This window comes from Mariniblastus fucicola (genome assembly GCF_008087665.1).
Taxonomy (GTDB): domain Bacteria; phylum Planctomycetota; class Planctomycetia; order Pirellulales; family Pirellulaceae; genus Mariniblastus; species Mariniblastus fucicola.
Map to the genome: position 1 here is coordinate 5,845,073 of NZ_CP042912.1, position 26,318 is coordinate 5,871,390.

The following is a 26,318-nucleotide window of genomic DNA, read 5'->3' on the forward strand; positions in this document are numbered from 1 at the left end:
GACGGATAGCCGTCACCATTTACTGCGAACTGAACCGATCAATTTTGTCTAACGTTACGGCATCGGAACGTGATTCAGGATCTGGGAAACGATTGACTCCGAAGTTAACTCTTCGGCTTCCGCTTCGTAGGTCACAGCGACTCGGTGACGCAAAATGTCCATCGCAAGTTCCCGCACATCTGATGGCGTCACATATGCTCTTCCTGCAAGAAACGCGTTCGCTTTCGCTGCCAACGCGAGGTTAATCGTGGCTCGCGGCGATCCGCCAAACTGGATCATCGGTGACAAATTCAATCCGTAAGACTCCGGAGAACGCGTCGCCATAATCAGATCGACGATGTAGCCTTCGACCTTTTCATCGACATGAATCTGATCGATCAGTTCGCGGGCCGCGAGGATTTCGGCAGGGTTGGTTACTGACTCAATTTCTACATTGCTTGCTGTCTTGCTCATCCGACGCAAGATCTGCAGTTCTTCATCGCGGTTCGGATAATCGACAATCACTTTCAGCATGAAGCGATCCGTTTGCGCTTCCGGTAGCGGATAAGTGCCTTCTTGCTCGACCGGATTCTGTGTCGCCATCACAAGGAACGGATTGTCGAGCTCAAACGTTTCACTACCGATCGTGACCTGGCGTTCCTGCATCGCCTCCAAAAGTGCACTTTGAACTTTAGCCGGTGCACGATTGATTTCATCAGCAAGGATCAGGTTTGAAAAGATCGGCCCTTTCTGAACGACGAATGTTTGCTCCTGTGGGCGGTAGACCTGAGTCCCGATCAAGTCGGCCGGCAGCAAGTCAGGTGTGAATTGGATTCGCTGAAAGCCGGTATCGATCGCTTTGGCCAAGCTTGCGACAGCGGTTGTTTTGGCGAGCCCCGGAACCCCTTCGATCAGCAGGTGGCCTCCGGTCAGCAGCCCAATGAGCATGCGGTGGACCAGCTGTTCCTGGCCGACAAGCACGCGGTTGACTTGACTAACGATCCGACGAAAAGGCTCGCTTGCCAATTTGATTTTCTCGGATGCCTGTTCGATTTCCGCACCGGTAGACATGGTTGACATGGAAAAAGTGCCCCTATGAGTTGAATGACAATTCGTCACTGATGACTTTGACCCTTTAAGTAGTCGCTGCCAAACGTGAAATCACCCTCGAAATTTTTGTGAGCAGGGTCGATTGGGCGAATCTTCTGCAAAGTGCGCGCCGAATCTCGATGTGTCGGCCCGCTTACAATCCAAACTCTTTCACTTTGCGCTGCAGCGTTCGTAAACTGATGCCAAGGATCTCTGCAGATTTGGTACGGTTGCCGCCGGTGTGCTGAAGCGTTCTGCGGATTGCTTCTTTCTCGATCTCCGACATCGTCATGCCGGGCTTGATGATGGCCTGGGACTCGTTATGGTTGGAAATGTGGGTCGGCAGATCGCTGGCTTCGATGACGGGCTTCATCGACAGCACGATCATGCCTTCGAGCGTGTTTCTTAGTTCGCGAACGTTGCCTGGCCACGAATAGTTTTTCATCATCTCCAAAGCTTCCGTATCGATGTCCCGGACGGGTCGCTCAGCGTCGGCAGAAATTTCGGCAATGAAGTGCTGGACCAGAAGTGCGATGTCTTCTTTGCGCTGGCGAAGTGGCGGCAGCTTTAGCTCCACCACCTTAAGTCGGTAGAACAGGTCCTCACGAAAGTGACCGTTTTTGACATGCTCTGCGAGGTCCCGATTCGTTGCCGCGACCAGTCGAACATCGACAGACGTCTCCTTCGTGCTGCCGACTCGCATGATCGTTCGATTTTCGATCGCGCGAAGCAACTTGGCTTGCAAACCAAGCTCCAGTTCGCCAATCTCATCGATAAAAAGCGTCCCTTTCGTTGCGGCTTCGAAGAATCCCTGTTTGCGATCCGTCGCGCCGGTGAAAGCACCTTTTTCGTGTCCAAAAAGTTCACTTTCGACAAGCGTTTCCGGGATCGCGGCGCAGTTGATCGGAATACAGGACTCGTTCTTTCGCTTGCTTAAATGGTGAATCGATCGAGCAACCAGTTCCTTTCCTGTCCCGCTTTCACCAGTCACAAGCACGGTGCTGCGTGTGTCGGCCACCAGTCGAATTTTCTCATATAGGGAACGCATCGCCGGGCTGTTTCCGACCATGTTCTGAAGACCGTGTTTCTCATTCAGTTGCAAATGTAGAGAAGCGATCTCCGCCGCCATGCGACGACGCGACAAAGCCATTTCGATTCGATGAACAAGATCCGACGGATCAACGGGCTTGGTCAGATAGTCAAACGCTCCCTCGCGAACCGCGGCGACCGCAAGACCGATGTCTGGTTCCGCTGATACGACAATCACGATCGCGTGCGGAGCATGTTGCTTTGCGAATCGGACAACTTCGACGCCTTTCGTTTTCGCAACATCCAATTCTGTCACAACGACCGCAACACCATCGTCTAAATGTTGCCACGCGGACTGAGCATCGGAAGTCGCGATCGGCGCATAGCCTTCCGATTCCAGTCGACTGGACATGGCATTCAAGCTGTCTGGCTGGTCGTCGATAAGAAGAACTTTAAGTTTTGGCGTCCCATCGATCATGGTTTTAAATACATCACGCTGTGTGCTACGCAAATTTTCATTTTGATGCTCGGTCCTAGCTTCGGTTGATGTCCGTTTAAACCGGGGCCAGTCCCATCGGCTAGTTGGCTGAACGAATGTTGATTCTTGCCTGGGCAATTGGAACTGGTCATTTTGCCGTAGCTACGGCACATCGACTACGTCAAATTGACGTACCCCTATTTCTCGTTTCCATCGAAAAACACTTTGAATCATTGAGTTTACAAAAATCTGATTTTGGCACGAGCGCTGCTAAGCATGAGTTGTTCAAATCCACGGTTTTCGATTCGCCATGATCCACAACCATTCCACAACTCGCAGAGCAATGACGGTAGCGGAACGAGACGTCGCGAAAGACGACGATCGAACGCAACATGTTCGTCTGGTGTTCGCGATCCATCGCCTGGAAGCATGTCTCGGACAAGCCGCACCGGGCCGAGAAACTGAATGGCAGCAGGAAGTTAACAGGGCATTGGACCTGTTGCTGGCTGCCATGAAAGAATCTCGCGAATGCGTTCAACGCGATGATGGATTGATCGAAGAGATCAAACTCGAAAAACCTTACCTCTTGAAGCGGATCAAGAACTTGCGTGCCGAATTCGATGGCTTGTTTAATCAAGCCGCAGCGTTGCAGGACCAAATGAAAGATGCGAGCGATAAAGATTCGAGTGAAACGCAGCAGATCGGTTTTGCAGACTTGCGGCAACGAATGAGCTGGTTGCTTTCGGCACTCAGGCACCATCAGGCCAAAGAGGCGGATTTGGTTTACGAAGCATTCAACGTCGACATTGGAGTCGGCGATTGATTCAAACACTGTCTGGAAAGGAGACCCGAAATGCTTGTTTTGTCACGAAAGATAGAACAGGAAGTTTGCCTTCCTGAACTTGGAGTCAACATCAAGGTGCTCAACGTCAAAGGCAACACGGTTCGATTGGGAATTGAAGCTCCGCAGGACATTCACATCCTGCGAGGTGAGCTTAACGAGATTCGCAAAGAGTTCCAAACTGAATTCGAGATTCCGACTGAAGATCTTTCGGGTTTCAAGAAACAGGTTGCCTGAACCACATCACAACATCATGAATTTTGACGCATTGCGGAGACTGAAATGATTCACACAGATGAAAACCAGCATGACCAACAACCCGACCTGATGATCGAGGCGATCGGCCTGGGAAAGTTCTACGGAGATTTTGCGGCGGCTCAAAACATTTCGTTTGCGGTGCCTCGCGGACAGGTCTGTGCGTTTCTCGGACCCAACGGAGCCGGTAAATCAACGACGATGAAAATGTTGACCGGCTATCTGGCGCCCTGCGAAGGCGAGGCTCGAATCGCGGGCTTTGATGGCGATTCCGACCGCCTCAAAGCAGCGGATCGACTGGGATACTTGCCCGAAAATGGCCCGCTTTATCCGGAAATGACGCCGCTCTCCTTCCTCAGCTACGTTGGCGAAACCCGCTGCCTGGGATCCGCGTTTTTGAACGAGCGTTTGGACTACGTGGCTCGGATGTGTTCGCTGAAAGAAGTTTGGCACAAACCGATCGGCAAGCTCTCGCGCGGTTTTCGGCAACGTATTGGAATGGCTCAGGCGTTGTTGCACGACCCCGACGTTTTGATCCTCGATGAACCAACCAGCGGTCTTGATCCGAATCAGGTTCGTGGTGTTCGCGAACTGATCGAAGAGTTGGCAGAGACAAAAACGATTTTGCTGTCGACGCATATTTTGCGTGAGGTTCATGCGTGCTGCAGTCGTGTGCTGTTGATCAACGAAGGCCGTTTGGTGTTCGATGGTCCAACGAGTGAGCTTGGAGACAGCGATGATGTTCTCGAAGGCAAGTTTCACGAGCTCACGCTGGTGACCGCATAAACGTTTCCAGCGTTCATTGGTCGGAAAGAATCTCCGACGTGCATTGTGTTGGTCTGCATGGGACCTGACATGCAGAGTCCGTCCGAGGTAGGTGGCGGATGCGATTGTTGTCTCCAAGCCGGGCGGCAGGTCACGCCCGGCATTTTTGAATTCGTTCAACTTCATCGTCATGCTTTGAAATAGAGGAAATACGATGCCAAGATTCCAAGTCATTCGTTCGATATTCCGTCGAAACTTCTCCAGCTATTTCTCGGGAGTGATTGGTTATCTGTTCATCATCGCTTTCGTCGTCGCCGGAGCAGCTCTCGCGTTCAACGGGCGATTCTTCACCGCCAACGAACCAAATCTCGACCAACTTTCAGCCTGGTACCCGCTGTTGTTGCTGTTCATCATTCCGGCGATCACGATGAGCGTTTGGGCCGATGAAAAGAAGGCGGGAACGGACGAGCTACTGTTCACCATGCCAGCCACCGACGGCGAAGTCCTGCTGGGAAAATACTTTTCCGTTCTGGCCGTTTACACGGTGGCGTTGCTGTTTTCATTGAGCCACATTTTCGTGCTGGCTTTCCTCGGCAACCCAGACTGGGGATTGATCGCGACGACTTACGTTGGCTACTGGATGGCCGGAGCCGCACTTTGCGCCGCCGGCATGTTGGCTTCGGTGATGACCGGCAGTTCCGCAGTTGCGTTTGTGCTGGGCGTACTTTTTTGTAGCGTTCCCGTTTTCATCGGTCAGCTGGGAGGGTTTCTTGGGTTCCGCGAACTGTTTGAAGAGTTCAGTATGCAGGAGCAGTTCCGCGATTTCAGCATGGGCATCATTCCGCTCTCCGGCGTCGTCTACTTTCTTGGCTTCACGCTGTTCATGCTGTTCGTCAACATGGTCCTGATCGGCAAGCGACATTGGCGATCGTCTCAGCGCCGCAGCACGGCGATCCAGTTCGCGATCCGCGCGATTTGCGTGGGAATTATGTTGTCATGTGCCACAGCCTGGGCTGGATACACAGCACTTCGCGTCGACGCGACTTCGGAGAGGCTGTTCAGTCTGTCTGATTCAACGCAAACGATCCTGAGCGACCTGGATTCCGAGAGACCGATCGAGATTCAGGCTTTCCTCAGCCCGGACGTGCCTCGCGAATATGTCGACACACGAAAACAGCTGGTCGGTATGCTTCGGCAGTTCGATGAGTTGGGAGGTAGCAAGCTGAAGGTTCGTTACATCGATGTCGAACCGTTTAGCGAGCAAGCCGAAGAAGCCGAACATTTTGGCATTGAACCACAGCGAGTGATGACTCAGCGTGACGGCCGACGCAGTGAAGCCGACGTTTTCCTCGGAGCGGTCGTGATCAGCAGCTACGACAAAGTTGTCGTCCCGTTTTTCGGAAAAGGTCTGCCGATCGAATACGAACTGACGCGTAGTGTGCAGACGGTCGCTGAGAAAGAACGCCACACCGTAGGGGTTCTGCGCACCGATGCTCAGTTGACCGGATCGCAGCAATGGCAGATCGTGACCGAGCTGAAGAAGCAGTACAACGTCAAGGAAATTTCGCCTTCTTCGAGAATCAACGCTGACGAGTTCGACGTGCTGATGGCGGTGCTGCCTTCATCGCTGACCGATTCAGAAATGAAGAACCTTGTCGACTATGTCAAATCTGGCCAGCCGGCTCTGATCTTCGACGACCCGTTTCCGCTGACGTTCAACAACGGTTTTGGGGTCAGCAATGCGCCGCGACAACCAAAAAGTTCGGGTGGCGGAATGATGGGTGGTAGTGCTCGTGGCGAACAGAAAGCCAGTGATGGTCGCGCCTCGAAGCTGACGCAAGCTTTGGGCATCGTTTGGGACTACGACCAGGTTGTCTTCGACGCCAACAATCCGCATCCCGAATTCTCAAACTTGCCGTACGAGTACGTTTTTGCGACTCGCGACAACAACGCCGACGCGTTCTCGGCCGATCACGTCGCAACGCAAGGCCTGCAAGAGATCATCGCAATCTACTCAGGAACCGTTTCGCAGAGCAACGTGCTTGAGGATCACGAGATTGACTTCACGCCGCTGATTCGCACTTCTGCCGAATCCGGTATCCTGCGATGGAACGAGTTCGTGGACGAAGGTGGCTTCAACATGTTCAGCATGCAATCCGCGGCGAATCCGAAACGCAACCCGGTTCGACGCATGGATTCCTTTGCTCATGCTCTGGCGGCACAAGTCAAATCCACGAAAGAAGGCGACAAGCTCAACGCGATCTACGTTGCCGACATAGACATGATTTCTGACTTCTTTTTTCAGGAGCGAAATCTGGGCAACCTTGGCATCACGTTCGACAACGTTCCTTTCGTCCTCAATGCCGTCGATTCGCTGGTCGGCGATGAGTCATTCATTGCTCTTCGCAGTCGCCGTGCGAAACACCGAACGCTGACTCGAGTCGAAAGCCAAAAACGGGTTTTCCTCGAAGAAGCCAATCGCGCCGAAGCGAAATCCGACGCCGATGCGATTGCCGAACTGGCGAAACGACGTGAGGAACTTGGCAAACGCGTCAAAGAGATTCAGGAGAACGATGATCTCGATCCGATCGCGAAGGCGCAGATGCTCAATGCCGCTCAGCAGGCCGAGCAACAACGCTTTAGTCTTGCCGAAGCCCAAATCGAGCAGCGAAAAAACGACGAGATCCGCAAGATACGAGCTCAAACGAATCGGCAGATCAAATCTTTGGAGTCGGGCATTCGCAGTTGGGCCACCTGGCTACCCGCGGTGCCCGCAATGCTGATGGGTTTGGTCGTGTTCTTCCAACGGACTCAGGCGGAGAAGAAAAACGTGACCGAATCCCGTCGGCGAGATTAAACGTCGTCTTGATTCGATCTTTGGGCAACCGGGGCTTGCTGCTGATGTGTATCGCCCCACGGACGAAACTTGAGGCTTCAACACCTCCACAGAAAACCTGAGGAGGCGAAACCCGAGCGGCATTCCCGGTTGCCATTTTCAACAAATCACTCATGCAAACAGGAACGAACTCATGTCATCAACCGCTGAATCAAAACCTGAACTGAAACCGTCCGAAAACGGCCACACCAAACCACGTTTCACATTTGGCCAACTCTTCCCCACTGGCGTTCGCGAAACTTTTGTCGGCCCTAACAAAACAGGCTGGGCCACAACCGGTATCTACATCGGCGCCGCGGCTCTTTGTCTGGGCGTGACGGCCGGATTTGCGTGGCTGAACAAACCGGCGGAAATTGCCGAGTACGGAAAAGTCGGCCAGAAATTCTTTGCCGAATTCGTGGATCCAACACTCGCCACGTCACTGGAGCTTTCGACGGTTGACGCCAACACCGTGACGCCTCGCCAATTCAAAGTCGAGAAAGTCGACAGCGGACAATGGGTCATTCCTTCGCACCACAACTATCCTGCGGACGCCGAAGATCAACTTGCTGATACCGCCAGTTCAGTGATTGGAGTTGAGCGGGGAGCCATGGTGACACGGTGGGCTGCGGATCACGCAAAGTACGGCGTGATTGACCCGCGTCGCGATACGCTGAGCGTCGATGAAGTCGAAGGCGTTGGACAAAGGCTAACGCTTCGCGGCGACAACGATTCTGTGCTGGCGGACTTTGTCGTCGGCAATCAAGTCGAAGGAGAATTCGACCAGTTCTACGTTCGGCATCCTGAAGAAGACGAAGTCTACATCACGACGCTGGACGTGGATCTTTCCACCAGGTTCACCGACTGGATCGACACCGATTTGTTCGACCTCAGCAGCAGTGATGTGCGCCGCGTCACGGTCAACGACTATTCCTTCGATGAGCTTAGCGGCAGTTTGACGCAAAGCGAAATCACTCAGTTGAGCCGCGAAGACAGCGGCAACGATTGGTTACTGGATTCGCTTGACGAACAGAAAGAAGAATTGAACAAAGACGCGATTCGTGACACGTTAAGCGAGATCGCAAATCTCGAAATCACCGGCGTTCGCCCAAAGCAAAAAGGCTTGACGCCCGACCTGAAACTGGACCGTGCGATCATGAGTTCTCAGGCTGGCGTGGAGCGTCTGCAAGCGGATCTGCTGTCCAGCGGTTTTCTGCTGCAGCCAGCTGGAGGCGACGACAAGGACCAGCTGAAGTTGATTGCTCGTGAAGGTGAACTGCTCGCTGGCACCAAGGACGGTCTCGTTTATCGACTGCATTTCGGGCGCGTCTTTACGGGTTCGCAGGAAGAGCTGGAAGTTGGCTTTGTTTCGACAAACGCAACGCCGAACGACTCCGAATCTGAATCCGAAGAAGCCAACGCGACAGACGAGACGACTGAATCCGATACCGGTGCTGACGATCAAACTTCCGATGAGAAATCCAGCTCAAGGCCAGGCCGCTACGTTTTTGTCCGAGTTGACTTTGACAAAAGTTTGCTGGGCGACGAACCAGCGAAACCTGAGGAGCCAGTGAAACCTGAGCGTCTGACCGAACTGGAGTCGGAAGCCGCAGAAACGGCTGAAGATGAAGAGAACGCGGGCGAACAGGCAGTTGAGAGCGATGAAACCGAATTGGAATCTGATTTAGATGACTCATCATCTGAAGAGTCAGAGGAATCCGCTGAGAAGGAGCCAAGCGAACTCGAGCAGCTTCACGCCGAGCACAACACCGCGAAATCGGAATACGAATCGGCCCTGAAAAAGTACGACGACTTTCAAGCCAAGACCAAAGCGGGAGAGGAAAAGGCTGAGGAGCTTAACCGTCGTTTCGCGAAGTGGTACTACGTGATTTCAGGCGACTCCTACGACCAGCTGGCTCTGAGTCGCGATGCCTTTGTTGATCAGAAACCCGACAAGCAGGAATCTGGCCCGGAAACCACTGAGGAAGAAACTGCCGAAGAGGCCACAGTTCTATATAGCAATGAAACTAACGAAAAGGAGGACGACATTGACAAAGAAAAGTAACGCGTAGCACCAACCCTTCCGATGGCTGCGAGCGAGGCATGGTATCAACCTGCCTCGCTCTTTTTGGTCTCCGCTTTTTACCGACCCTCCCAGAACCGGTTTATCACTCCGAGCGAACCTGATATGGGCAAGTCCTTTCCGCCCCGGCAGAAATCCTTTGTCGCCGGCTAGTTTTGGCCGCCGAGAAATAAAAACAGGCCTACTGGAGCACAAACAAGGACTCGGCCGAGAAGTGGCCAGAACACGAAAAAGCCCCGGCAAACATAATGCTTCCGGGGCTTTCTCCAAGCGACGCAGACGGGACTCGAACCCGCAACCTCCGGATCGACAGTCCGGGACTCTAACCAATTGAGCTACTGCGCCTCGTTTTTTGGCAGGGGCATATTCTGCCTGCCCGGACTGACAATTTCAAGCTCAAATCCGGGCTTATTTCCAATGGATTTCGGAGCTTTGTACACCGGTTCTGAAGTCTAATCCTGAAAGTCGTGACAATCCTGCACAAAGGACAGTTTCAACAGGCTCCGTTTCGCGATTCTGAAGGCAATTCTGGCAAACAAACGAATCAATCGACCCGCCGAAACATCAATAATCGCATGTTCGCCACCTGATCTCCGACAACTTCCTCGGCTTGCAAAACGAGCTTCTGACGCCCCGCTTTGAGCTTAATTTTCCCCAAATCCATCGGCTTCCAGCGACGTACATAACCCTCGGCACGCTCGAACCTGTCTTCAGCCGCTCCGATTAAAGGCACTTCATTGGCGATCGTGATTTCAGCCGACAGCGTCGCATCGCCACAGCTCAAACGAACCGTCGATCCGACGTCGTCCGCATCGCAACTGTAGTACATCTGGACTTCGAAATTTCCCGCTGCCAACACATCAACGTCCCAAATTATCTGGCTTTCGGTATCCGTCCAATTCTCCATGAACGTGCAGTTCGGATAGCGATTGCTGCGAGTAATCGTTCCGGTCGGCGTGGCGTCGCGGGCAGGAAGTTGCGTCCAAACGGCGTCTTGATGGCCGAGCGTGAACGGACGAGTCAGCCGCGATTTTGCGGGTTTGGGAGAAGTTTCCTTTTCCCAATCGGCAAGAGCTTTGCCGAGCTTCATTGCGATCTCAGGTTGTGATTTGGCAACGTTGTTTTGTTCGCCCGGGTCGTTTCGCAGATCAAACAGCGATCCATCGCGCTGCATCCGGTGAGTTTGCGAGCGAACCGTGGTCTTGCCGTTCCAAGCACTGAACAGGAACCGGTCGGGGGTGGAAGCGTCGCCTTCGAGAGCCTGTTTGATCGAAACGCCGTCGAGCGGTTTTGGGCTGTTGAGTCCAATACCCGCCATTTCGGCAAGCGTCGGCAGCAGATCGATCGTCGCGCTAATGCGTTTCACTTCGGTGCCAGGTTTGATTGACTTTGGATAGCGAACGAAGCAGGGAGACCGCACACCGCCTTCGAACGTGGAACCTTTGCGACCTCGCATCCCGCCGTTGAAACGTTTTCCGTTGGGACCGTTATCGCAAAAGTAAACTACGATCGTGCTGTCAGTTCGCTGCGATTGATCCAGATGCTGCATCAGACGCCCGACGTTGTGATCGATGTTCTCACACATGGCCAAAGCTGCTCGCGTGTGTTCGAGTGCGATGCCTTTTTGATTTTCAGGCGCGGGATCGGGCACGATTTCCTTGTCGCGAAAGCGATTCCAGTACTTTTCGGGAACCTGCATCGGAGAGTGTGGCGTGTTGAGCGCGAGATAGACAAAGAACGGCTTGCTCTTGCTTTTGTCGATAAACTGAATGGCTCGATTGGTCAGGTCGTCGGGCAGGAATCCGTCCCCCTGAACAATTTCGCCATTGTGTTCCAGCATCGGCGAGAAGTAATGCCCCCAGTGTCCGCTGCAGAATCCGTAGAACTCATCGAAGCCGCGAGCGTTAGGGTGATACGGAAACTGCATTCCGTTATGCCACTTTCCAAAGCCCGCCGTCGAGTAACCGGCGTCTCGAAACACGTCGGCGATGGTTTGTTCGTCAGCGTTGATTCTTTCGCCACCCGCCGAAGTGCTGAAGACGTTCATCCTGGTGTGGTAGCGTCCGGTGAGAAATTCCGCACGCGTCGGTGAGCAGACCGGACAAACGTAGAAGTTTTCAATTTGCGCGCCCTGGCGGGCAAGCTGATCAAGATGTGGTGTCGAAAGGTTCGGGTTGCCGTGCAAGCTCAGGTCTCCCCAGCCCTGATCGTCGGTGAGAATGACGATGACATTGGGAGAGGTTTCAGATTCGGTTTCTGCAGCCGAAAGCGCAAAGACAGTGAAGGATGAGGCCGCAAACGTGACGGCCAACGACAATCCAAATTTCATCAACCGTTGCATTTGTTCTCCCGGCAACCAGTGGAAAGGTTTGATTCCAACATCTTAGCCGAATCGCGACACCGACAAAAAAACGACGGCTGGAAACCGTCGTTATGAATCGAATTTAAGTTCTTGGCCGTTGTGGCTTTGTCTTCTAACGAGGGTTAGTCGCTTTGACGCTTGCTTTTTACTTTGGCGAAAGTTCGACCGCCGGGCTTCTTCTTGCCGCGAAAGTCTTTCTTTCCTCCACGGAAATCGCGTCCACCACCGCCGCCGCGAGAATCACGGCCACCACGCGAATCGCGTCCTCCTCCACCGCCACGTCGATCGTTGCGGCCACGTCCGCCAGAGAATCCACCGCGACCACGACCGCGATCTTCCTGAATCTCGTCCTTGGGAGTCGCTTCGCGGATACGAAGCTCGCGGCCGACAACTCGAGTGTTTTCCAAAATATCGCGAACGTCGTCAGGCATTCCCGATGGCAGATCGATTGTTGTGTGAGCCGAGTAAATCTGAATCGGACCGATGGACTTGCCTTCGATTCCGGCTTCGTTGGCGACAGCGCCGACAATATTTCCAGGCTTCACTCCGTCACGGCGACCGACTTCGATACGGTAGCGAGTCATGCCCGATTCAGGAGGACGGCTTTCTCGACGCCCCCGTGGTTCGCGTTCGCCGCGGCCATCGAAATCATCACGCTCGCGACGCTGACGCTTGGGTTTGTCCGTTGAGAAGAATTCTTCGCCACGTTGGCCGATGAAGGCCAGAGCTGCAGCGATTTTATCCATCGACTCGCCGGTTTCCTCAGCGTGACTGGCGATCAGTTTTTCGAATCGCGTCAAATCTGATTCTGCGATCGTTTTGGTGATCGTGTCACGAAGCGTTTTGACACGCATCGCATTGATGTGCTTCGAAGAAGGCGGATCAACGATCTCGATCGTCTTTTTCGTAGCCCGCTCAATCATCCGCAGTTTGCCACGCTGTGCGTGCGTCACGAAAATGATGGCTTCGCCTTTGCGACCCGCGCGACCAGTTCGCCCAACGCGGTGAATGTAAGGCTCGCTGCCTTCGGGAAGATCGTAGTTGAAAACGTGGCTGACTCGCGTCACGTCCAGACCACGAGCAGCAACATCCGTTGCGACCACGATATCGAGCCGTTCTGCTTTGAGTCGATCGATCGTTCGCTCGCGGGTCTTTTGCGGCATGTCACCATTGAGAGCCGCGACTTTCAGCCCGGCCCGGTTGAGCTGTTCGGCGACCTGAATCGTTGCGTCTTTGGTTCGGGTGAAAACAAGAACGCCGTCGGTCTCTTCGACTTCCAGCATTTGAATCAACAAGTCAATTTTGTCCCGGTTGGAGCAAATGATGGCTCGCTGGCGAATCGAATCCGCGGTGATCGTTTTGCGCTGAATCTTGATTTGGATCGGATCGTTGAGATAACGCTGAGCGATCTTTTTGATGTCATTGTTGAAGGTGGCCGAGAACAGCGTCACCTGGCGGTCGCGAGGCGTCTTTGTCAGAACGTATTCAACGTCATCGAGAAAACCCATGTTGAGCATCTCGTCCGCTTCGTCGAGCACCAGCGTGGTCAGTTTACTCAGGTCCAGAGTGCCACGTTTGATGTGGTCGATGACCCGGCCCGGCGTTCCGACAACGACTTGAACGCCACGACGAAGTTTACGGAACTGGACTTCATAGTCCTGACCACCGTAAATCGCGACGGCTGAGAACCTTGGAATTTGCGAGGCGTACTTCTCGAATGACTCGGCAACCTGAATCGCCAGCTCACGGGTGGGAGCAAGCACCAGAACGTGTGGAAGTTTCGTATTGGTATCGAGCTTTGAGAGAATCGGAAGCGCGAAAGCAGCAGTCTTTCCGGAACCCGTTTGGGATTGAGCCATCACATCACGGCCGTCAAGCATGTGCGGGATGATCTGTTCCTGAATCGCAGTCGGAAACTCATAGCCAGATTTTTCAACGGCCTTAACGACGTTGGACGACAACGGCAAATCGCGAAAGCGGACACGGTTGTCCTCTCGCTCGGCAGCAGCGGTCGCAGTTTCAGCTGGAATTTTTTCAACCTTGCCAGGCTCGACGACGATTTCTTCGGCTTTCGTTTTCGCCTGAGCTTCGTCAGCGCTTGCTTCCGAAGCAACTTTCGCCGGTTCAGCATCTTGTGCGGTTTCGGCCTGTTTCGCGTCACCTTTTTTGGATTCAGCTTCTTCAGTGGCGGTCTCTACGCTGGCAGTCGCGGCAGCCGATGCAAGAATTTCTTCCGACAGCGTTTTCTTTGGTTGGGCGACTTCGACTTGTGTTTCAACTTCCACTTTGGGCTGAGTTTGGCTCTGCGATTGAGCTTCGTCGTTGTCCGGAGTGTCAAATACGACGACGGTTGGAATTGATTTTTTGGTTTCGTTGTTTTCAGAGTTTGGAGTCATGAGGTTCCGTAATGATGAAGTCAGCGCGGAGGAATATCCTTGCCGGCTGTAGGTGAATACGTTTGCGGATGCGGTGCGAACGTAATGACAGAGTCATCGACAGTTAACGTCGGTTCACGGGCGTACGCAATAAAAGGTGCGACGCCGCTTCATATCACGTGCCGTCGTGGGAGATACCACGACATGAGAAGACTGGTCGCTAAGTGAAAGACCTGTCGAACATCGTCAAGTTCGCAAACTGACGATCAAATCGACCGGAAAAAGTCTGGCATTCAGGTCCGTTTCGGCCCGAGGACTCTCTTTCACAGCCCGAATCGTAGTCCGATTGCCGCCAGAGGAAAAGGACAAAATTTTGAAAGTGGGGTTTTGACGGTTGGACGACGGCGGAAGTTGGAATCATACCCCGAAGCTCCTTCGAACGGTTGAGGCTGGAGTTCGGCCCAGGATTCGAATCGAAGGATCTCGCTTGGACAGCTTGGATAGACCGGTGCGAATTTCATCAGGCTGACCGCGCGACAGCTATCGCTCGGGCAACTAACTGTTCGGCTCTCGAGCCCGCCATTCGACAGCACTTCCGACGTTAATCGTTCCAGCGGAAGATCGCCAACGCGAGGAAGAAAGGAACGACGCACCAGACAGCAATCACTCCGATCTCCGGCAGTACATCAACCAGCGTTTTCCCATCCGACATGATGGCTCGCAAGGCATCGATCACGGGCGTCAGCGGCAGCAACCGAATGATCGGATGGACGATCTCCGGAAATCGTTCGTAGGAGAAAAAGATCCCGGACAGCGTCCACATCGGCAGCATCACCAAATTCATCAACCCCGAAGCCGTCTCTGCGGTGCGAGCTCGTGAACCGACCAGCAATCCAATCGCAGCAAACTCAAAGGCACCGAACAGGATGACAATCGCCAACGCCGGCCAGCTTCCGTAGACGCGAACTCCGAAACACAGATACGCGAACACCAGCAGGATGACGATTTGCGGAATCATGAACACCAACCGGCTCAGCAACATCGACAACAGAAAGTGCGTCCGCTTCATCGGCGTCGCCATGAACCGCTTCAGCAGTTTGCGGATACGCATGTCAACGATGCCAAAACCAACTCCCCACAGCCCGCCTCCCATCAGCCCCATCGCCAACAGTCCGGGAATCAGAAAGTCAATGTATCGCCCGCCAGGTTGGGAAAAGTGCACGTCGCTGCTGGCGAAAACGTCTTCGCGCCCCAACGCTTCCTGCAACCTTGCATCGACGGACTCTCGCGCTTCGATGCTGCCGGGCCGCTGAGGATCGAACTCGTAAGTCAAATCGTTACCAGATTCGCCTGGTGTAACGGCCAACAATATCTTGCCGGTTCGCAACCGCAAACGGGCTGACTCAAGCGACGTTAGCTCGGGCTCGATGTCGTCAAGCTTTTCCAGACGCTGCATCAACTGCTGAGCCTGCGGACCTTCGACGACGTTGACGGGAATCGCTTCCCTGGGTTGATTGCGAAAGGCGACGCCCAACACGATGGCCATCAGAACCGGAAAGAAGTAGACCCAAAACATGGCTTCGGGGCGACGCACAAATTCCTTCAGCCGGGCGATGGAAAACGCAAGCACGGGATGGACTGTTTTCATACTGCTACGTCCCATCCGAAAGATGCTTGCCGGTCAGATTGACGAAGACGTCTTCCAAAGTCGCTTCGCGCGTCGAAAGTCCCGTCAAGGAAATCTTTTCCCGTTCCAGGCCGGCAACCAAACCCGGCAAAACTTCGTGCAAATAATCCGCGGTGATGCGAATGTTGTCTTCATCGACCTGAACCTGACTGACCGAAGGAAGTCGCTCAATCCAGTCGACCGATTTCCCGTCGGAGGAATCACCGACAGAGAATTCGATCACGTGGTTGGCTCCCAGCGACTGAATCAGTTTCTGCGGCGAACCTTCGGCAATGATTTTTCCAGCATCAAAAACCGCGACGCGATCGCACAGCCGCTCGGCTTCTTCCATGTAGTGTGTCGTCAGCATGACGGTTCGATTCTGAGCCTTGAAGGATTCGATGATCTCCCAAAGCTGCCGGCGACTGGTCGGATCAAGTCCGGTGGTTGGCTCATCCAGAAAGATCAGTTCGGGGTCGCCGACGAGCGCCGTGGCGACAGCGAGCCGTTGCTTCTGGCCACCAGAGAGCGTTTTGATCCAGCTGTTTTCTTTGGCCTCTAGCGAAACGCGACGCATGGCTTCGTCTGGCGTGATGCCGGAGGAGTAGAAACTGCGGAACAGGCGAAGCGTTTCACCTACGGTCAGTCGATCGCTAAGCTGAGTTTCCTGCAACGAGACGCCGATGCGTTCGCGGATCTTTGAGGCATTGGCACGCCAGTCCATTCCAAGAATCGAAGCGGTTCCGGACGTTGCGGGAAGCAGCCCTTCGAGGATTTCGATGGTCGTCGTTTTGCCGGCGCCGTTGGGGCCGAGGACGCCAAAGCATTCGCCGACTTTGACCTGAAAGTCGATGCCCCGGACCGCTTCGACGGGCGGTTTCCCGGGATACGTTTTGACCAAATTCTGGCAATCGATCGCAAGAGTCATGTTTCGATTCCAATCGCTGGTTGACTCATTTGGCGAAACGGACGCGTCGAATTACTCGACGTACTTCTTGACAATGACCGATGCGTTGTGACCACCGAATCCAAAACTGTTGCTCATCGCGTAAGTGATGTCACGCTCTTTCGGTTTGAGCGGCGTATAGTCGAGATCGCAATCGGGATCAGGATCGGTCAGGTTTGCAGTCGGCGGAACGATGCCTTCCTGAATCGCCTTGATGCACAAAATCATTTCGATGCCGCCGGTGGCTCCCAGCGAGTGCCCCAGCTGACTTTTGGTGCTGCTGATGGCAACGGTGTTTGCAGAATCGGCAAACACGGTTTTGATGGCTCGCGTTTCCGCTTTGTCACCTAACGGCGTACTTGTTCCGTGAGCGTTGATATAGTCGATGTCTCCCGCCTTGATTTCAGCGTCATCGAGCGCGGCCTGCATTGCCTGGGCCGCTCCCCTGCCCTCTTCATCAGGTGACGTGATATGACCTGCGTCGCAACTGGTTCCAAACCCGGCTACTTCTGCAAGGATGTTCGCGCCGCGAGCTTTCGCGGTCTCCAGTTCCTCAACGACAACGATGCCAGCGCCTTCAGAAAACACAAAGCCATCGCGTTTGCTGTCGAAAGGACAACTCGCGTGCTCCGGATCATCATTACGCGTCGACAGGGCTCTCATATTGGCGAAAGCGGCCAGCGCCATGCGCGTCATCGCGGCTTCACTGCCTCCTGTGATTAGCTGATCGCAGACGTTGTCGCGAATTAGATAGATTGAGTTTCCGATTGCGTTGGCGGCACTCGCACAGGCCGTTGCGACACTGTAATTGGGCCCGTACAAACCATATTTGATCGCCAGCAATCCACCGCCGGCATTAAGCATCAGCTTGGGAATGGTCATCGGCGAAACACGACCGGGACCTTTCTGGATCAGGCGACTCATTTGATCATAGATGGTGGTCATGCCACCGATACCCGAACCCAGCACCACACCGAACCGTGACGCAGCCTTGGGACTGTCAAACACGACACGGCCTGACTCATCGAGTTCCAGGCCAGAAGCTTTCACGGCATCAGCTGCCGCCACCATGGCGAACTGGGAATAGCGATCAATCTTTCTGGCTTCCGCCGAAGTTTCGCCGTACTCCCAACCGCAAACGTCGCCGCCAATTTTGACTTTGATGTCTGAGGTATCAAACAATTCGATATCGTGGATTCCGCTTTCGCAATCCAGAATCTTTTTCCAGCTTTCATCGACATCACAACTGAGAGGTGTGATGAGTCCAGCGCCTGTTACGACCACTCGCCGTTTCATTGATGCATCCCGAGGTTCAACGGTCCACTCGTGAAGTTATGCGACATGAATGTATCGGCACGAGCGCTAAAAAAAGCCGCCTGCAGGAACCGTTGACCGGGCCAAACAGGCGGTACTTTGATTGCCCGGACGGCCAAAACCGACCGAGCCATATCAGATAGATTAGGCAGCAGAGCCTTTTTCAATGTGTTCGATCGCTTCTCCGACCGTCTGAATTTTTTCAGCAGCGTCATCGGCGATGCTGATGTCAAACTCTTCTTCAAGCTCCATAACAAGCTCGACTGTATCCAATGAGTCCGCGCCCAGATCGTTGACGAAGTTGGACTCTCTTTTGATTTTTTCTTTATCGACACCAAGCTGTTCAGCGACGATGTCTTTTACTCGTTCTTCGACCGATGCCATATTTATCGGCCTCCTTCTATATAAACTCAGGACAACGTGATTGCATTCTGCAAAGCGATCATCGCGGACGCGACAATCCCACCGCAGATCCGGCAAAAGGGTCGCCGGACAAGCGACTAAAGATAGATGAAACCCTTAAAATGGGTCAAGGCTCAAACGATATTCGGCAAGGTTTTTGCCCATTTAGAGCAGAAAATCAGGCCGTCATCCCGCCATCCACCGTGAGAACCTGCCCAGTTACGTAGCTGGCTGCTGGAGAGGCCAGGAACAGCACACAAGCGGCCACATCTTCAGGGACACCTATGCGCTTCGCCGGAATTCGCTTTTTTACTTCACCAAGAATCGTATCGCCGAGCTTATCTGTCATTTCGCTGGCGATGAATCCAGGCGCAACCGCGTTCACGGTGACTTTTCGCTTGGCAATCTCTTTGGCAAAACTGCGCGTCATGCCAATCACGCCGGCTTTGGAAGCCGAGTAATTCGTTTGCCCTGGATTCCCGATCAGGCCTGAAACACTGGAAATGTTGATGATGCGTCCGTAGCGAGCTTTCATCATTTGTTTGGAAACTGCGCGAGTGAACAGGAACGTTCCACGCAAGTTGACCGCGATCACATCGTCCCATTGCTCATCCGTCATCACGGGCAACAGTGTGTCACGCGTGATTCCTGCGTTGTTGACCAGGATATCAACCTTGCCCCACTCTTCGGCAACCTTGTCGACGACTGCGTCGATGGATTTACTGTCAGAGACGTCGCATTGAATCGCTTCGGCCTGTCCGCCGGCGTCGGTGATGACTTTGACCGTATCAGCAAGTTTGTCGACATTGCGAGCGACGCAGGCAACGCGTGCTCCGGCAGCACCAAGTTCGATTGCTATCGAACGCCCAAGCCCTTGTGAGGCCCCGGTGACGATGGCCGTTTGTTCTGAAAGATCTACTGAGAATTTTTCGATGCTCATATTTTGATTCCTTTATTGTTTTATCTGTCCGGCAGTTGCCCGATTACTGGATGGAGTCCAGCGTTCCGTGTGTTTTCAGTTTTCGATTGATTCGCTTTAACAGCCCACGCAATACGCGACCCGTTCCAACTTCGTAGAACTCATCATAGCCATCGGCCAACATCGCATTCATCGAGTCGTGCCAACGAACTGGCGAACAAATTTGCTTGACCAGCAGCGGTCCGAATTCATCGGATTGCGAATGTACTTTGGCGTCGACGTTGCAATACACCGGCACGTTCGAGTTCGAAAACGTGGTGGCATCGACTGCCACACGAAGCGACTCAACGGCTGGATCCATGATGGGTGTATGAAATGCTCCGGCGACAGCAAGTGGAATAACTTTCATCGCACCCGCTGCTTCTGCTGCCGCGGCGACGTTGTCGCAGGAAGCCTGGTTGCCGGATACCGCAATGTTGCCGGGACAAAGAAAGTTGGCCGTTTGCAGGACTTCGCCATCGGCGCGAGCCGTGTTGCAAACTTCTTCCACTTTCTCAGCGTCCAACCCCAACACGCTAACCATGCCGCTGTCGCAAGCGTTGGCCGCGGCTTGCATGGCTTCGCCACGTTTTTGCACCAACCGCAAACCGTCTTCGAAACTGATCGCGCCAGAAAACGCCAACGCGGAGTACTCACCGAGGCTCAATCCCGCGACGCCGGCACAGGATTCGATCGCCTCAGGGTTGGTTTCCTTGAGTACTTCAACGGCCGCCATGCTGGTGACGAACAGAGCGGGTTGGCTGATGTCGGTCGAGTCAAGTTTCTCTTTCGGGCCTTCGAAACAGACATCCTGAATCGAATAGCCGACGATGTCTGAAGCCTGGGCAAAGAGCTGTTTGACGGTGTCAAATTTCTCCCAGGCCTCTTTTCCCATCCCGACAGTCTGGGCTCCCTGGCCGGGAAACAAAAACGCGATTTTACTCATGAGTACCGTTCACTTCAGATCGATGAATTTTGGGCCGAGATTATGACGCAATTGAGGCGGAACGACTACCGCCTTTATGCACGAAAGAATGTGTGAAGAGCCTGGGTGGGTTTTCGCGGCTTTCGTTGCATTCGTGACACAGCAGAAAATTTGGCGGCCCCAGCCGGCGGGACATGCGATGGAACACACCGGAAGGTCAAACGTGGACAAGCACCAAGGAACTAAAACATTGACTCCTGGCCTTCCTTGGGCTGCGGCGGCGGAAGCTTCATATGGTCGTAGGCTTTGGCAGTCGCAACTCTGCCGCGAGGCGTGCGGAGAATCAGTTCGCTGCGAAGTAAAAATGGTTCGACTTCATCCGACAGCGTGTCGGTCGCGGTGTTCATCGTCGCGGCGATCGTCTCGATCCCGGTCGGACCGCCAAGGCAGATTCGCATCAGCGTATCGAGGTACTGACGATCCTGTCGATCAAGCCCCAGCTTATCGATCTCGGCAACTTCCAAAGCTTTGTTGGCAACAGCAACCGTGATCTTGCCGTCGGCGCGGCTTTGTGCGTAGTCACGAACCCAACGCAAGCGGTTATTAGCGACGCGGGGCGTGCTGCGAGAACGCTCGGCGATCTCTATCGCGGCATCGTCGTCGATTTCAATCTTCAGTTTGTTGGCGTTTCTGCGAATGATCTCTGTGAGTTCTTGCAGCGAATAAAAGCCCAGGTGTTCACGGATCTGAAAACGGTCGCGCAACGGACCGGTCAGCATTCCTGCTCGCGTGGTAGCGCCGATGAGCGTGAATGGCTTGAGCTTGAACGTGTGCGTACGTGCGTTGATGCCATCGCCCAGAATCATGTCGATGCGAAAGTCTTCCATCGCGGTGTAGAGATACTCTTCGACCGCTTTGGGGATGCGATGAATTTCGTCGATGAACAGAACCTGACTGGGGCGCAAGTTGGTCAAGCTGGGAACGAGATCCTTGGGCGCCTTGAGCGTGGGGCCGGAAAGGAAATCTACCGGCACGCCCATCTCAGCCGGTATCACCGTCGCAAAGGTCGTCTTCCCAAGCCCGGGCGGGCCGTCGAAAAGAATGTGTCCAAGGACTTCTTCGCGTTGTTTGGCCGCGTCGATCGCGATCTCAAGCCGATTGATAACATCGCGCTGCCCGACCATCTCGGACAGCCGTTTGGGGCGCAAGTGCGGATCGTCATCGTCGGGTGACGGGTTATTGGATAAAATGATGTCGCGGGCCATCGTATTCCGATTACAAATTATGGGCCCACAATATAGCAGACGCCAAACAGGTTTCGGAGTGCAACTAACACGGTACTGCCCGCTGTTTCCTCTGGAACGCTGGCAGCGCGGACTGCTCACGGGCTCGCCAGGGAAAACCGGAAGCTTTCGGCTTTTGAGAACCGAACTTCGCCCCGGCAACCAAAACTTTTACGACGACTTTGCAGCGAGCACTGATGGCGAAAACCAGAAAAATCAACAACGCGTTGCTGAGGATCTTCGATCAGTCCAGCTCGATCGTGTATTTGATCTCGGACGTTCTCAAACTGAGCTATGCCAACGAAGCTTGCGCCGCCTGGGTCGGAATGGAGCTGGAATTCATCGTCGGCACGAACCTGGTGTACACGTCTGAACCGCTTGAAGGAAAAGCCGAAGACGCCGTCAAGGGTTTGTCGATTGCTCCGAATCTGATCACGGCTCCCGACGTCGTTGATTCGTTTTCGATTCAGATCTTTTCGAACGCCAGCTCTCAACTGAAAGTTCGTTCTGCATGCGTCAACGCAATCTACGATCATCGCGGCGTGCTTTCGGGTTACCTGGTCGTCGGCAGCGCAGAAGATGCAGATGTTCCGGACGCAAACGTTCGCGAGTCAATTGACTTGCCCGCCAAACTTCACAACGCTTTGGTGCTGGTACGTCAACGACATCAAAAACGATTCAATCTCAAGCGGCTTGTGGGGACGTCCGCGGCGTCGGATCGCGTTCGACGTCAGTTGCAGTCAGCCGCCGACAGCGATGGAGACGTCCTGATTGTGGGGCCAACAGGTTCTGGCCGTGAGCACGTGGCGCGAACCGTTTTTGCTGGTTCGGTCGCGGACGAAATTCAAAATCACGATGGCGGCGGAGACCACGCTGAATCTGAATCGCGGCTCGTGCCACTGCACTGCTCAATCACGGACCCGTCGTTGGTTCAGTCGACGATGAAAGAGTTGCTAATTCAAAAATCGACCAAAGCGACATTGCTGCTGATCGACGTCGACTTGCTGGACGCCGGTTCACAACAGGAGTTGCTTGGCTATCTTCAGCTCCCCGGTTTGTCGGCGCGAATGATTGCAACTTCATCGACCAGGCTAATCGATTCCGGTACGAACTTCGATCCATTGCTGGCCAGTCGGCTTAGCACGTTGACAATTGAGCTTCCCTCGCTGGCCGATCGCCGCGAGGACCTGCCGTTGTTGGCTCAGGCAATTCTGGAATCGCGAAACGATCAGCAGGCCAAGCAGTTTTCCGGTTTCACGCGTCAAGCGATCGAGATGATTTGCGAGTACGACTGGCCTGAAAATTTCGGTCAGCTTTCGTCTGCGATCGAAGAAGCGACAGCCAATGCGAGCGGGAGCATCATTCAGGTGGCTGACTTTTCAGAAACGTTTCAGCACACGATCAAGGCGCAGCGATTCGCGGCGAAAGAGGAAACAAAGATTCAGCTGGATCAGTATCTGCAGGAGATTGAAGAACAGCTTGTCGATCGGGCCGTTGCTCAGGCCAAAGGCAACAAAACGAAAGCCGCGGAATTGCTCGGAATCAGCCGCGCAAAACTTTTGAGGCGTTTGGCCATGTTTGAAAAAGACACCAGCGGCGAAGATGAATTGCTCGATCCGTCCGTCTTCAAGGAGGAACCCGATGAAGGATAACGCTTTGCCTGTCGCGCCATCGATCGCAGTGGCAACGCAAACCCCGCGATGGCGATCACAGGTTCAACGCGGCATCGATTCCGCCAGACCGATGCCCCAGGTTCACTGGCTTTTGGATTTTGACTCGGCCAGAAATTTCATCGTTTCGAACGAGTGTGCCGCTCTGATTGTAGAATTGCCCGACGGGTTTTCAGAGCGACCTCAACAGGTTCTGGAACGGGTAGCGGACCTGTGCAACAACCCTCAACATTGCCCGCTGTTTCTGCTGGCAGCCCCCTCGGCCGATCCTTGGCGAGCCGTTTTGGCAGAAGCAGGGGCTACGGAAACCTGCTGTTCGGTATTGGATTTCGTCAAAATGTGGCCGCGAGTCGAGCGTCATTTGAAAACTTGCCTCATCGGCGATTTGTCGGTTGAAGAAAAGGTCATCGCCCGGTTACCCTGGTAGGTCGACTTTACCACCGAACAAATCACGAAAACGTCTTCATGACCGAAAACAAAGAACTGCTCGAACAAGTCCGCACGGCTCTGGGGAAAATTCCGGATCCCGAAACTGGCCGCGGGCTCAGCAAACAGATCCTCTCGGTTGTCGAATCTGGCGATACGATTGAGATCAAGATTGGCTTGACGTCTTTCGCCGCCGCGATCCGCGACGAGTTCAAGGCAAAAGTTGAATCAGAGTTGGCCAACCAGTTTTCCGACTCAACGTTCAACGTTCAGATCGATGACTTTGTGCGTCCGCCCCAGCCACTCGGGACCGTGGGGCTTAAATGCAAAGCCGTTATCGCGATTGCGGCCGGTAAGGGCGGAGTCGGCAAGAGCACCGCGGCGACGAGCCTTACGATCGCCCTCAAACGAGCCGGTTCTTCAGTCGGTTTGTTGGACGCCGATGTGTACGGCCCATCGATTCCACAGTTGACGGGAATTCGCGGACGCTGTGCTGCTGGTCAGGGAGAAAAGATTGAGCCGATGGACTTCAATGGCATTCCGCTGATGAGCATCGGTTATATGATTCCGCCGGGCGAAGCCGTGATTTGGCGTGGCCCCATGTTGCATTCAGCCGTCACGACTTTCGTTCGCAATACTGACTGGGGCGAGTTGGACTATCTGATCATCGACATGCCGCCTGGAACTGGCGATATCGCGTTGAGCCTTTCTCAGCTTTTGCCGCTGACTGGATCGGTGATCGTTTGCACGCCTCAGGAAGTCGCCTTGATCGATGCCGTGAAAGCCGTGGGTATGTTTCGCAAGGTCAAGATTCCGGTGATTGGTCTGATCGAAAACATGAGCAGCTTTATCTGCCCGGACTGCAGCAAGAGCTATGACATTTTCGGCAAAGGCGGCGCGAAAGAATACGCTCAGCAGGATGGCATTCCGTTCCTTGGCGAGATCCCGTTGAACATCAGCCTGCGACAGCGTGGTGACGCAGGAAAAATGGTCGACAATTTCGACGACGAAACAGTTGGCCCCTACCTCGAAAGAATCGCGAAGAGTTTGGTGACAACGTTAGCCGAAAATGCGGCGGCCAATCCGACGACTCCGCAGCTTCCTGTAATTGGTTAGCCCAAACGTTGCCAATCGCAACGCGGCGACAGAAAGCAGATCGTCTATTGCGATTTGAGGAACTGCAACGCGAACCATGCCGGTACCGCGAGATAGCCGACGAGTAAAACTCCAAGGCCGATTCTCGCGATCAGGTTTGGATATCGCATCCACATCCACACAGACAGTCCGATGCCCAGCAACGTTTCGCAGAACGCGGCGAAGCCTCCAAAATGTTTTGGGTCCCAGTAGGAAACGGGCGACCGAAACCGCCAGTCGGAAACGGGAAACAGATGTCGATGAGCGTCGTCGACGTGGAGCGGAAAGTCGCAGGCCATGTGCAGCAAACATGACGCTGCAAACACGACCGTCATCGCACCCGCGGTTTTGTGACTGGACCGCTTCCACAACAGGGCACCGATTGCCAACAGCAAAAGCCAGAGCGGGATCGAGTTCCCCCAGGCGACTGCGTCTTGCCAAAAGGGGCTGAAGTAGACGTCGCGCCAGATAATTCGTTCGGGAGTGCCTTTGAGTTTCTCAATCACGTAGAGAAGAAAGATCGCAGCGTCAGGAATGATCCCGCCAGCGATCGCCAGCCCATTTCGCAACGGTTCCCGAGGTCGCCCGAAGGCCGCCAACCCCAGCAGCACGTGCGTTTGCGTCATCATGGCAGTGACCTTTCGTCGAAGTCAGCGCATAAAAATAGGGCTGTAGAAAACAGCCCTTTCTCGTTGTATCACTCGAAGATGAGTCAAGCAAAAAGCTTACTTCTTGCGCTTGGCTTTCTTCTTCTTGGTTGCCTTTTTCTTCTTGGCTACCTTCTTCTTTGTAACCTTCTTCTTTGTAACCTTTTTCTTCTTCTTGGCTACCTTCTTCTTTTTCTTGGCAACCTTCTTCTTCTTGGCTACTTTCTTCTTTTTCGTAGCCTTCTTCTTTTTGGTTACTTTCTTCTTCTTGCCACCTTTTTTAACAACCTTCTTCTTGGTTGTTTTTTTCTTGGCAGCTTTTTTCTTTTTCTTGGCCACAGGACGTCCTCCATAAAATGGACCAGACTCACGTCACAAGTCGCAACGCTTGTCTCGAAACTAAAAACTAAAACCGGTCGGTTTAGTTCAAACCCACCGCTTCCACAAACAGTCAATTGAATCAGTTCAAAAGGCCTGTTTGTTTTCACATCGGGTTGACAACGCTTAAAGTTTTAGAAAACGCCGATGGTTTTTCAATGTTGTTTTGGACGTTTCACGACATTTTTTTGCGCGCGTGAATCTCGTTTTGAATCCCAATCAGTTTCTTCTGATCAACACGGCTACTGTTTTCAGGTTTGACATTCAAAAACCGCGACGATTTTCAACTGCAATTAGTTGCAAACACTTCTCGGTTGACCTGTTTTACGCACAAGGAATTGCAACGTCTGCACAGCAATGCACAACGATACGTTTCCTGTAATTTTTTCACGCTCATGCCTTTCATTTTCCAACCGGCATGTTGTTTGGTGTTGAAAC

21 protein-coding genes and 1 tRNA gene are annotated in these 26,318 nt (G+C 53.6%); 8 read left to right on the forward strand and 14 right to left on the reverse strand.

Features of this window, described 5'->3' with window-relative positions; translation table 11 throughout:
• Positions 1–54: 54 nt before the first annotated feature.
• Together MFFC18_RS21905 and MFFC18_RS21910 are read right to left on the reverse strand one after the other, a co-directional pair.
• Entirely contained in the window at positions 55–1,050 is a 996-nt protein-coding gene (locus MFFC18_RS21905) for an AAA family ATPase (protein WP_075083747.1), read from the reverse strand.
• A gap of 172 nt (positions 1,051–1,222) precedes the next feature.
• Positions 1,223–2,575, reverse strand: coding sequence for a sigma-54-dependent transcriptional regulator (locus MFFC18_RS21910; protein WP_075083746.1), 1,353 nt, complete (start codon positions 2,573–2,575; stop codon positions 1,223–1,225).
• 343 nt (positions 2,576–2,918) lie between these two features.
• Between MFFC18_RS21910 and MFFC18_RS21915 the strand changes: the two genes are divergently transcribed.
• From MFFC18_RS21915 to MFFC18_RS21935, 5 genes are all read left to right on the forward strand, one after another.
• The gene (locus MFFC18_RS21915) at positions 2,919–3,398 is read left to right on the forward strand and encodes a hypothetical protein (RefSeq protein WP_075083745.1); all 480 of its coding nucleotides are present in this window, start codon (positions 2,919–2,921) and stop codon (positions 3,396–3,398) included.
• A 30-nt stretch (positions 3,399–3,428) separates the two neighbouring features.
• Positions 3,429–3,653: a carbon storage regulator gene (locus tag MFFC18_RS21920; protein WP_075083744.1), complete on the forward strand. Its 225-nt coding sequence runs from the start codon at positions 3,429–3,431 to the stop codon at positions 3,651–3,653.
• 45 nt (positions 3,654–3,698) lie between these two features.
• Positions 3,699–4,457 carry an ABC transporter ATP-binding protein gene (locus MFFC18_RS21925; protein WP_075083743.1) on the forward strand — a complete coding sequence of 253 codons (759 nt, stop codon included), beginning with the start codon at positions 3,699–3,701 and terminating at the stop codon, positions 4,455–4,457.
• Positions 4,458–4,650: 193 nt separating this feature from the next.
• Positions 4,651–7,293, forward strand: a complete 2,643-nt coding sequence (locus MFFC18_RS21930; RefSeq protein ID WP_075083742.1) for a Gldg family protein — start codon at positions 4,651–4,653, stop codon at positions 7,291–7,293.
• A gap of 172 nt (positions 7,294–7,465) precedes the next feature.
• On the forward strand, positions 7,466–9,376 hold the full coding sequence (locus MFFC18_RS21935; protein ID WP_075083741.1) for a DUF4340 domain-containing protein: 1,911 nt from the start codon (positions 7,466–7,468) through the stop codon (positions 9,374–9,376).
• A 289-nt stretch (positions 9,377–9,665) separates the two neighbouring features.
• Here MFFC18_RS21935 and MFFC18_RS21940 read toward each other — a convergent pair.
• From MFFC18_RS21940 to ruvB, 10 genes are all read right to left on the reverse strand, one after another.
• A tRNA-Asp gene (locus tag MFFC18_RS21940) sits at positions 9,666–9,739 on the reverse strand.
• A gap of 199 nt (positions 9,740–9,938) precedes the next feature.
• A complete protein-coding gene (locus tag MFFC18_RS21945) occupies positions 9,939–11,723 on the reverse strand; it encodes an arylsulfatase (protein WP_084417038.1) in 1,785 nt (594 codons plus the stop codon).
• Positions 11,724–11,878: 155 nt separating this feature from the next.
• Positions 11,879–14,152, reverse strand: a complete 2,274-nt coding sequence (locus MFFC18_RS21950; protein WP_084416989.1) for a DEAD/DEAH box helicase — start codon at positions 14,150–14,152, stop codon at positions 11,879–11,881.
• 580 nt (positions 14,153–14,732) lie between these two features.
• Positions 14,733–15,779: an ABC transporter permease gene (locus tag MFFC18_RS21955; protein ID WP_075083738.1), complete on the reverse strand. Its 1,047-nt coding sequence runs from the start codon at positions 15,777–15,779 to the stop codon at positions 14,733–14,735.
• A gap of 4 nt (positions 15,780–15,783) precedes the next feature.
• Positions 15,784–16,725 carry an ABC transporter ATP-binding protein gene (locus tag MFFC18_RS21960; protein ID WP_075083737.1) on the reverse strand — a complete coding sequence of 314 codons (942 nt, stop codon included), beginning with the start codon at positions 16,723–16,725 and terminating at the stop codon, positions 15,784–15,786.
• A 51-nt stretch (positions 16,726–16,776) separates the two neighbouring features.
• Complete coding sequence (gene fabF / locus MFFC18_RS21965; protein ID WP_075083736.1) at positions 16,777–18,039, reverse strand: beta-ketoacyl-ACP synthase II; 1,263 nt, start codon at positions 18,037–18,039, stop codon at positions 16,777–16,779.
• A gap of 162 nt (positions 18,040–18,201) precedes the next feature.
• A complete protein-coding gene (gene acpP / locus MFFC18_RS21970) occupies positions 18,202–18,441 on the reverse strand; it encodes an acyl carrier protein (RefSeq protein WP_075083735.1) in 240 nt (79 codons plus the stop codon).
• 196 nt (positions 18,442–18,637) lie between these two features.
• On the reverse strand, positions 18,638–19,399 hold the full coding sequence (fabG, locus tag MFFC18_RS21975) for a 3-oxoacyl-[acyl-carrier-protein] reductase (protein WP_075083734.1): 762 nt from the start codon (positions 19,397–19,399) through the stop codon (positions 18,638–18,640).
• Positions 19,400–19,442: 43 nt separating this feature from the next.
• Positions 19,443–20,363: an ACP S-malonyltransferase gene (fabD, locus tag MFFC18_RS21980; RefSeq protein WP_075083733.1), complete on the reverse strand. Its 921-nt coding sequence runs from the start codon at positions 20,361–20,363 to the stop codon at positions 19,443–19,445.
• 221 nt (positions 20,364–20,584) lie between these two features.
• A complete protein-coding gene (gene ruvB / locus MFFC18_RS21985) occupies positions 20,585–21,607 on the reverse strand; it encodes a Holliday junction branch migration DNA helicase RuvB (RefSeq protein WP_084416987.1) in 1,023 nt (340 codons plus the stop codon).
• A gap of 215 nt (positions 21,608–21,822) precedes the next feature.
• Here ruvB and MFFC18_RS21990 point away from each other — a divergent pair, with 215 nt between their 5' ends.
• From MFFC18_RS21990 to MFFC18_RS22000, 3 genes are read left to right on the forward strand one after another with little or no spacing between them, the layout of a single operon-like run.
• Positions 21,823–23,277, forward strand: a complete 1,455-nt coding sequence (locus MFFC18_RS21990) for a helix-turn-helix domain-containing protein (RefSeq protein ID WP_075083732.1) — start codon at positions 21,823–21,825, stop codon at positions 23,275–23,277.
• Entirely contained in the window at positions 23,267–23,722 is a 456-nt protein-coding gene (locus tag MFFC18_RS21995; RefSeq protein ID WP_075083731.1) for a hypothetical protein, read from the forward strand. The genes MFFC18_RS21990 and MFFC18_RS21995 overlap by 11 nt, the downstream gene beginning before the upstream one ends.
• Before the next feature lie 38 nt (positions 23,723–23,760).
• Positions 23,761–24,837 carry an Mrp/NBP35 family ATP-binding protein gene (locus tag MFFC18_RS22000; protein WP_075083730.1) on the forward strand — a complete coding sequence of 359 codons (1,077 nt, stop codon included), beginning with the start codon at positions 23,761–23,763 and terminating at the stop codon, positions 24,835–24,837.
• A gap of 44 nt (positions 24,838–24,881) precedes the next feature.
• On the opposite strand, the gene MFFC18_RS22005 is transcribed toward MFFC18_RS22000, so the two are convergent.
• A complete protein-coding gene (locus MFFC18_RS22005) occupies positions 24,882–25,484 on the reverse strand; it encodes a hypothetical protein (protein ID WP_075083729.1) in 603 nt (200 codons plus the stop codon).
• Between the two features lie 96 nt (positions 25,485–25,580).
• Positions 25,581–25,841, reverse strand: coding sequence for a hypothetical protein (locus tag MFFC18_RS22010; protein WP_087149622.1), 261 nt, complete (start codon positions 25,839–25,841; stop codon positions 25,581–25,583).
• Positions 25,842–26,318 lie beyond the last annotated feature (477 nt).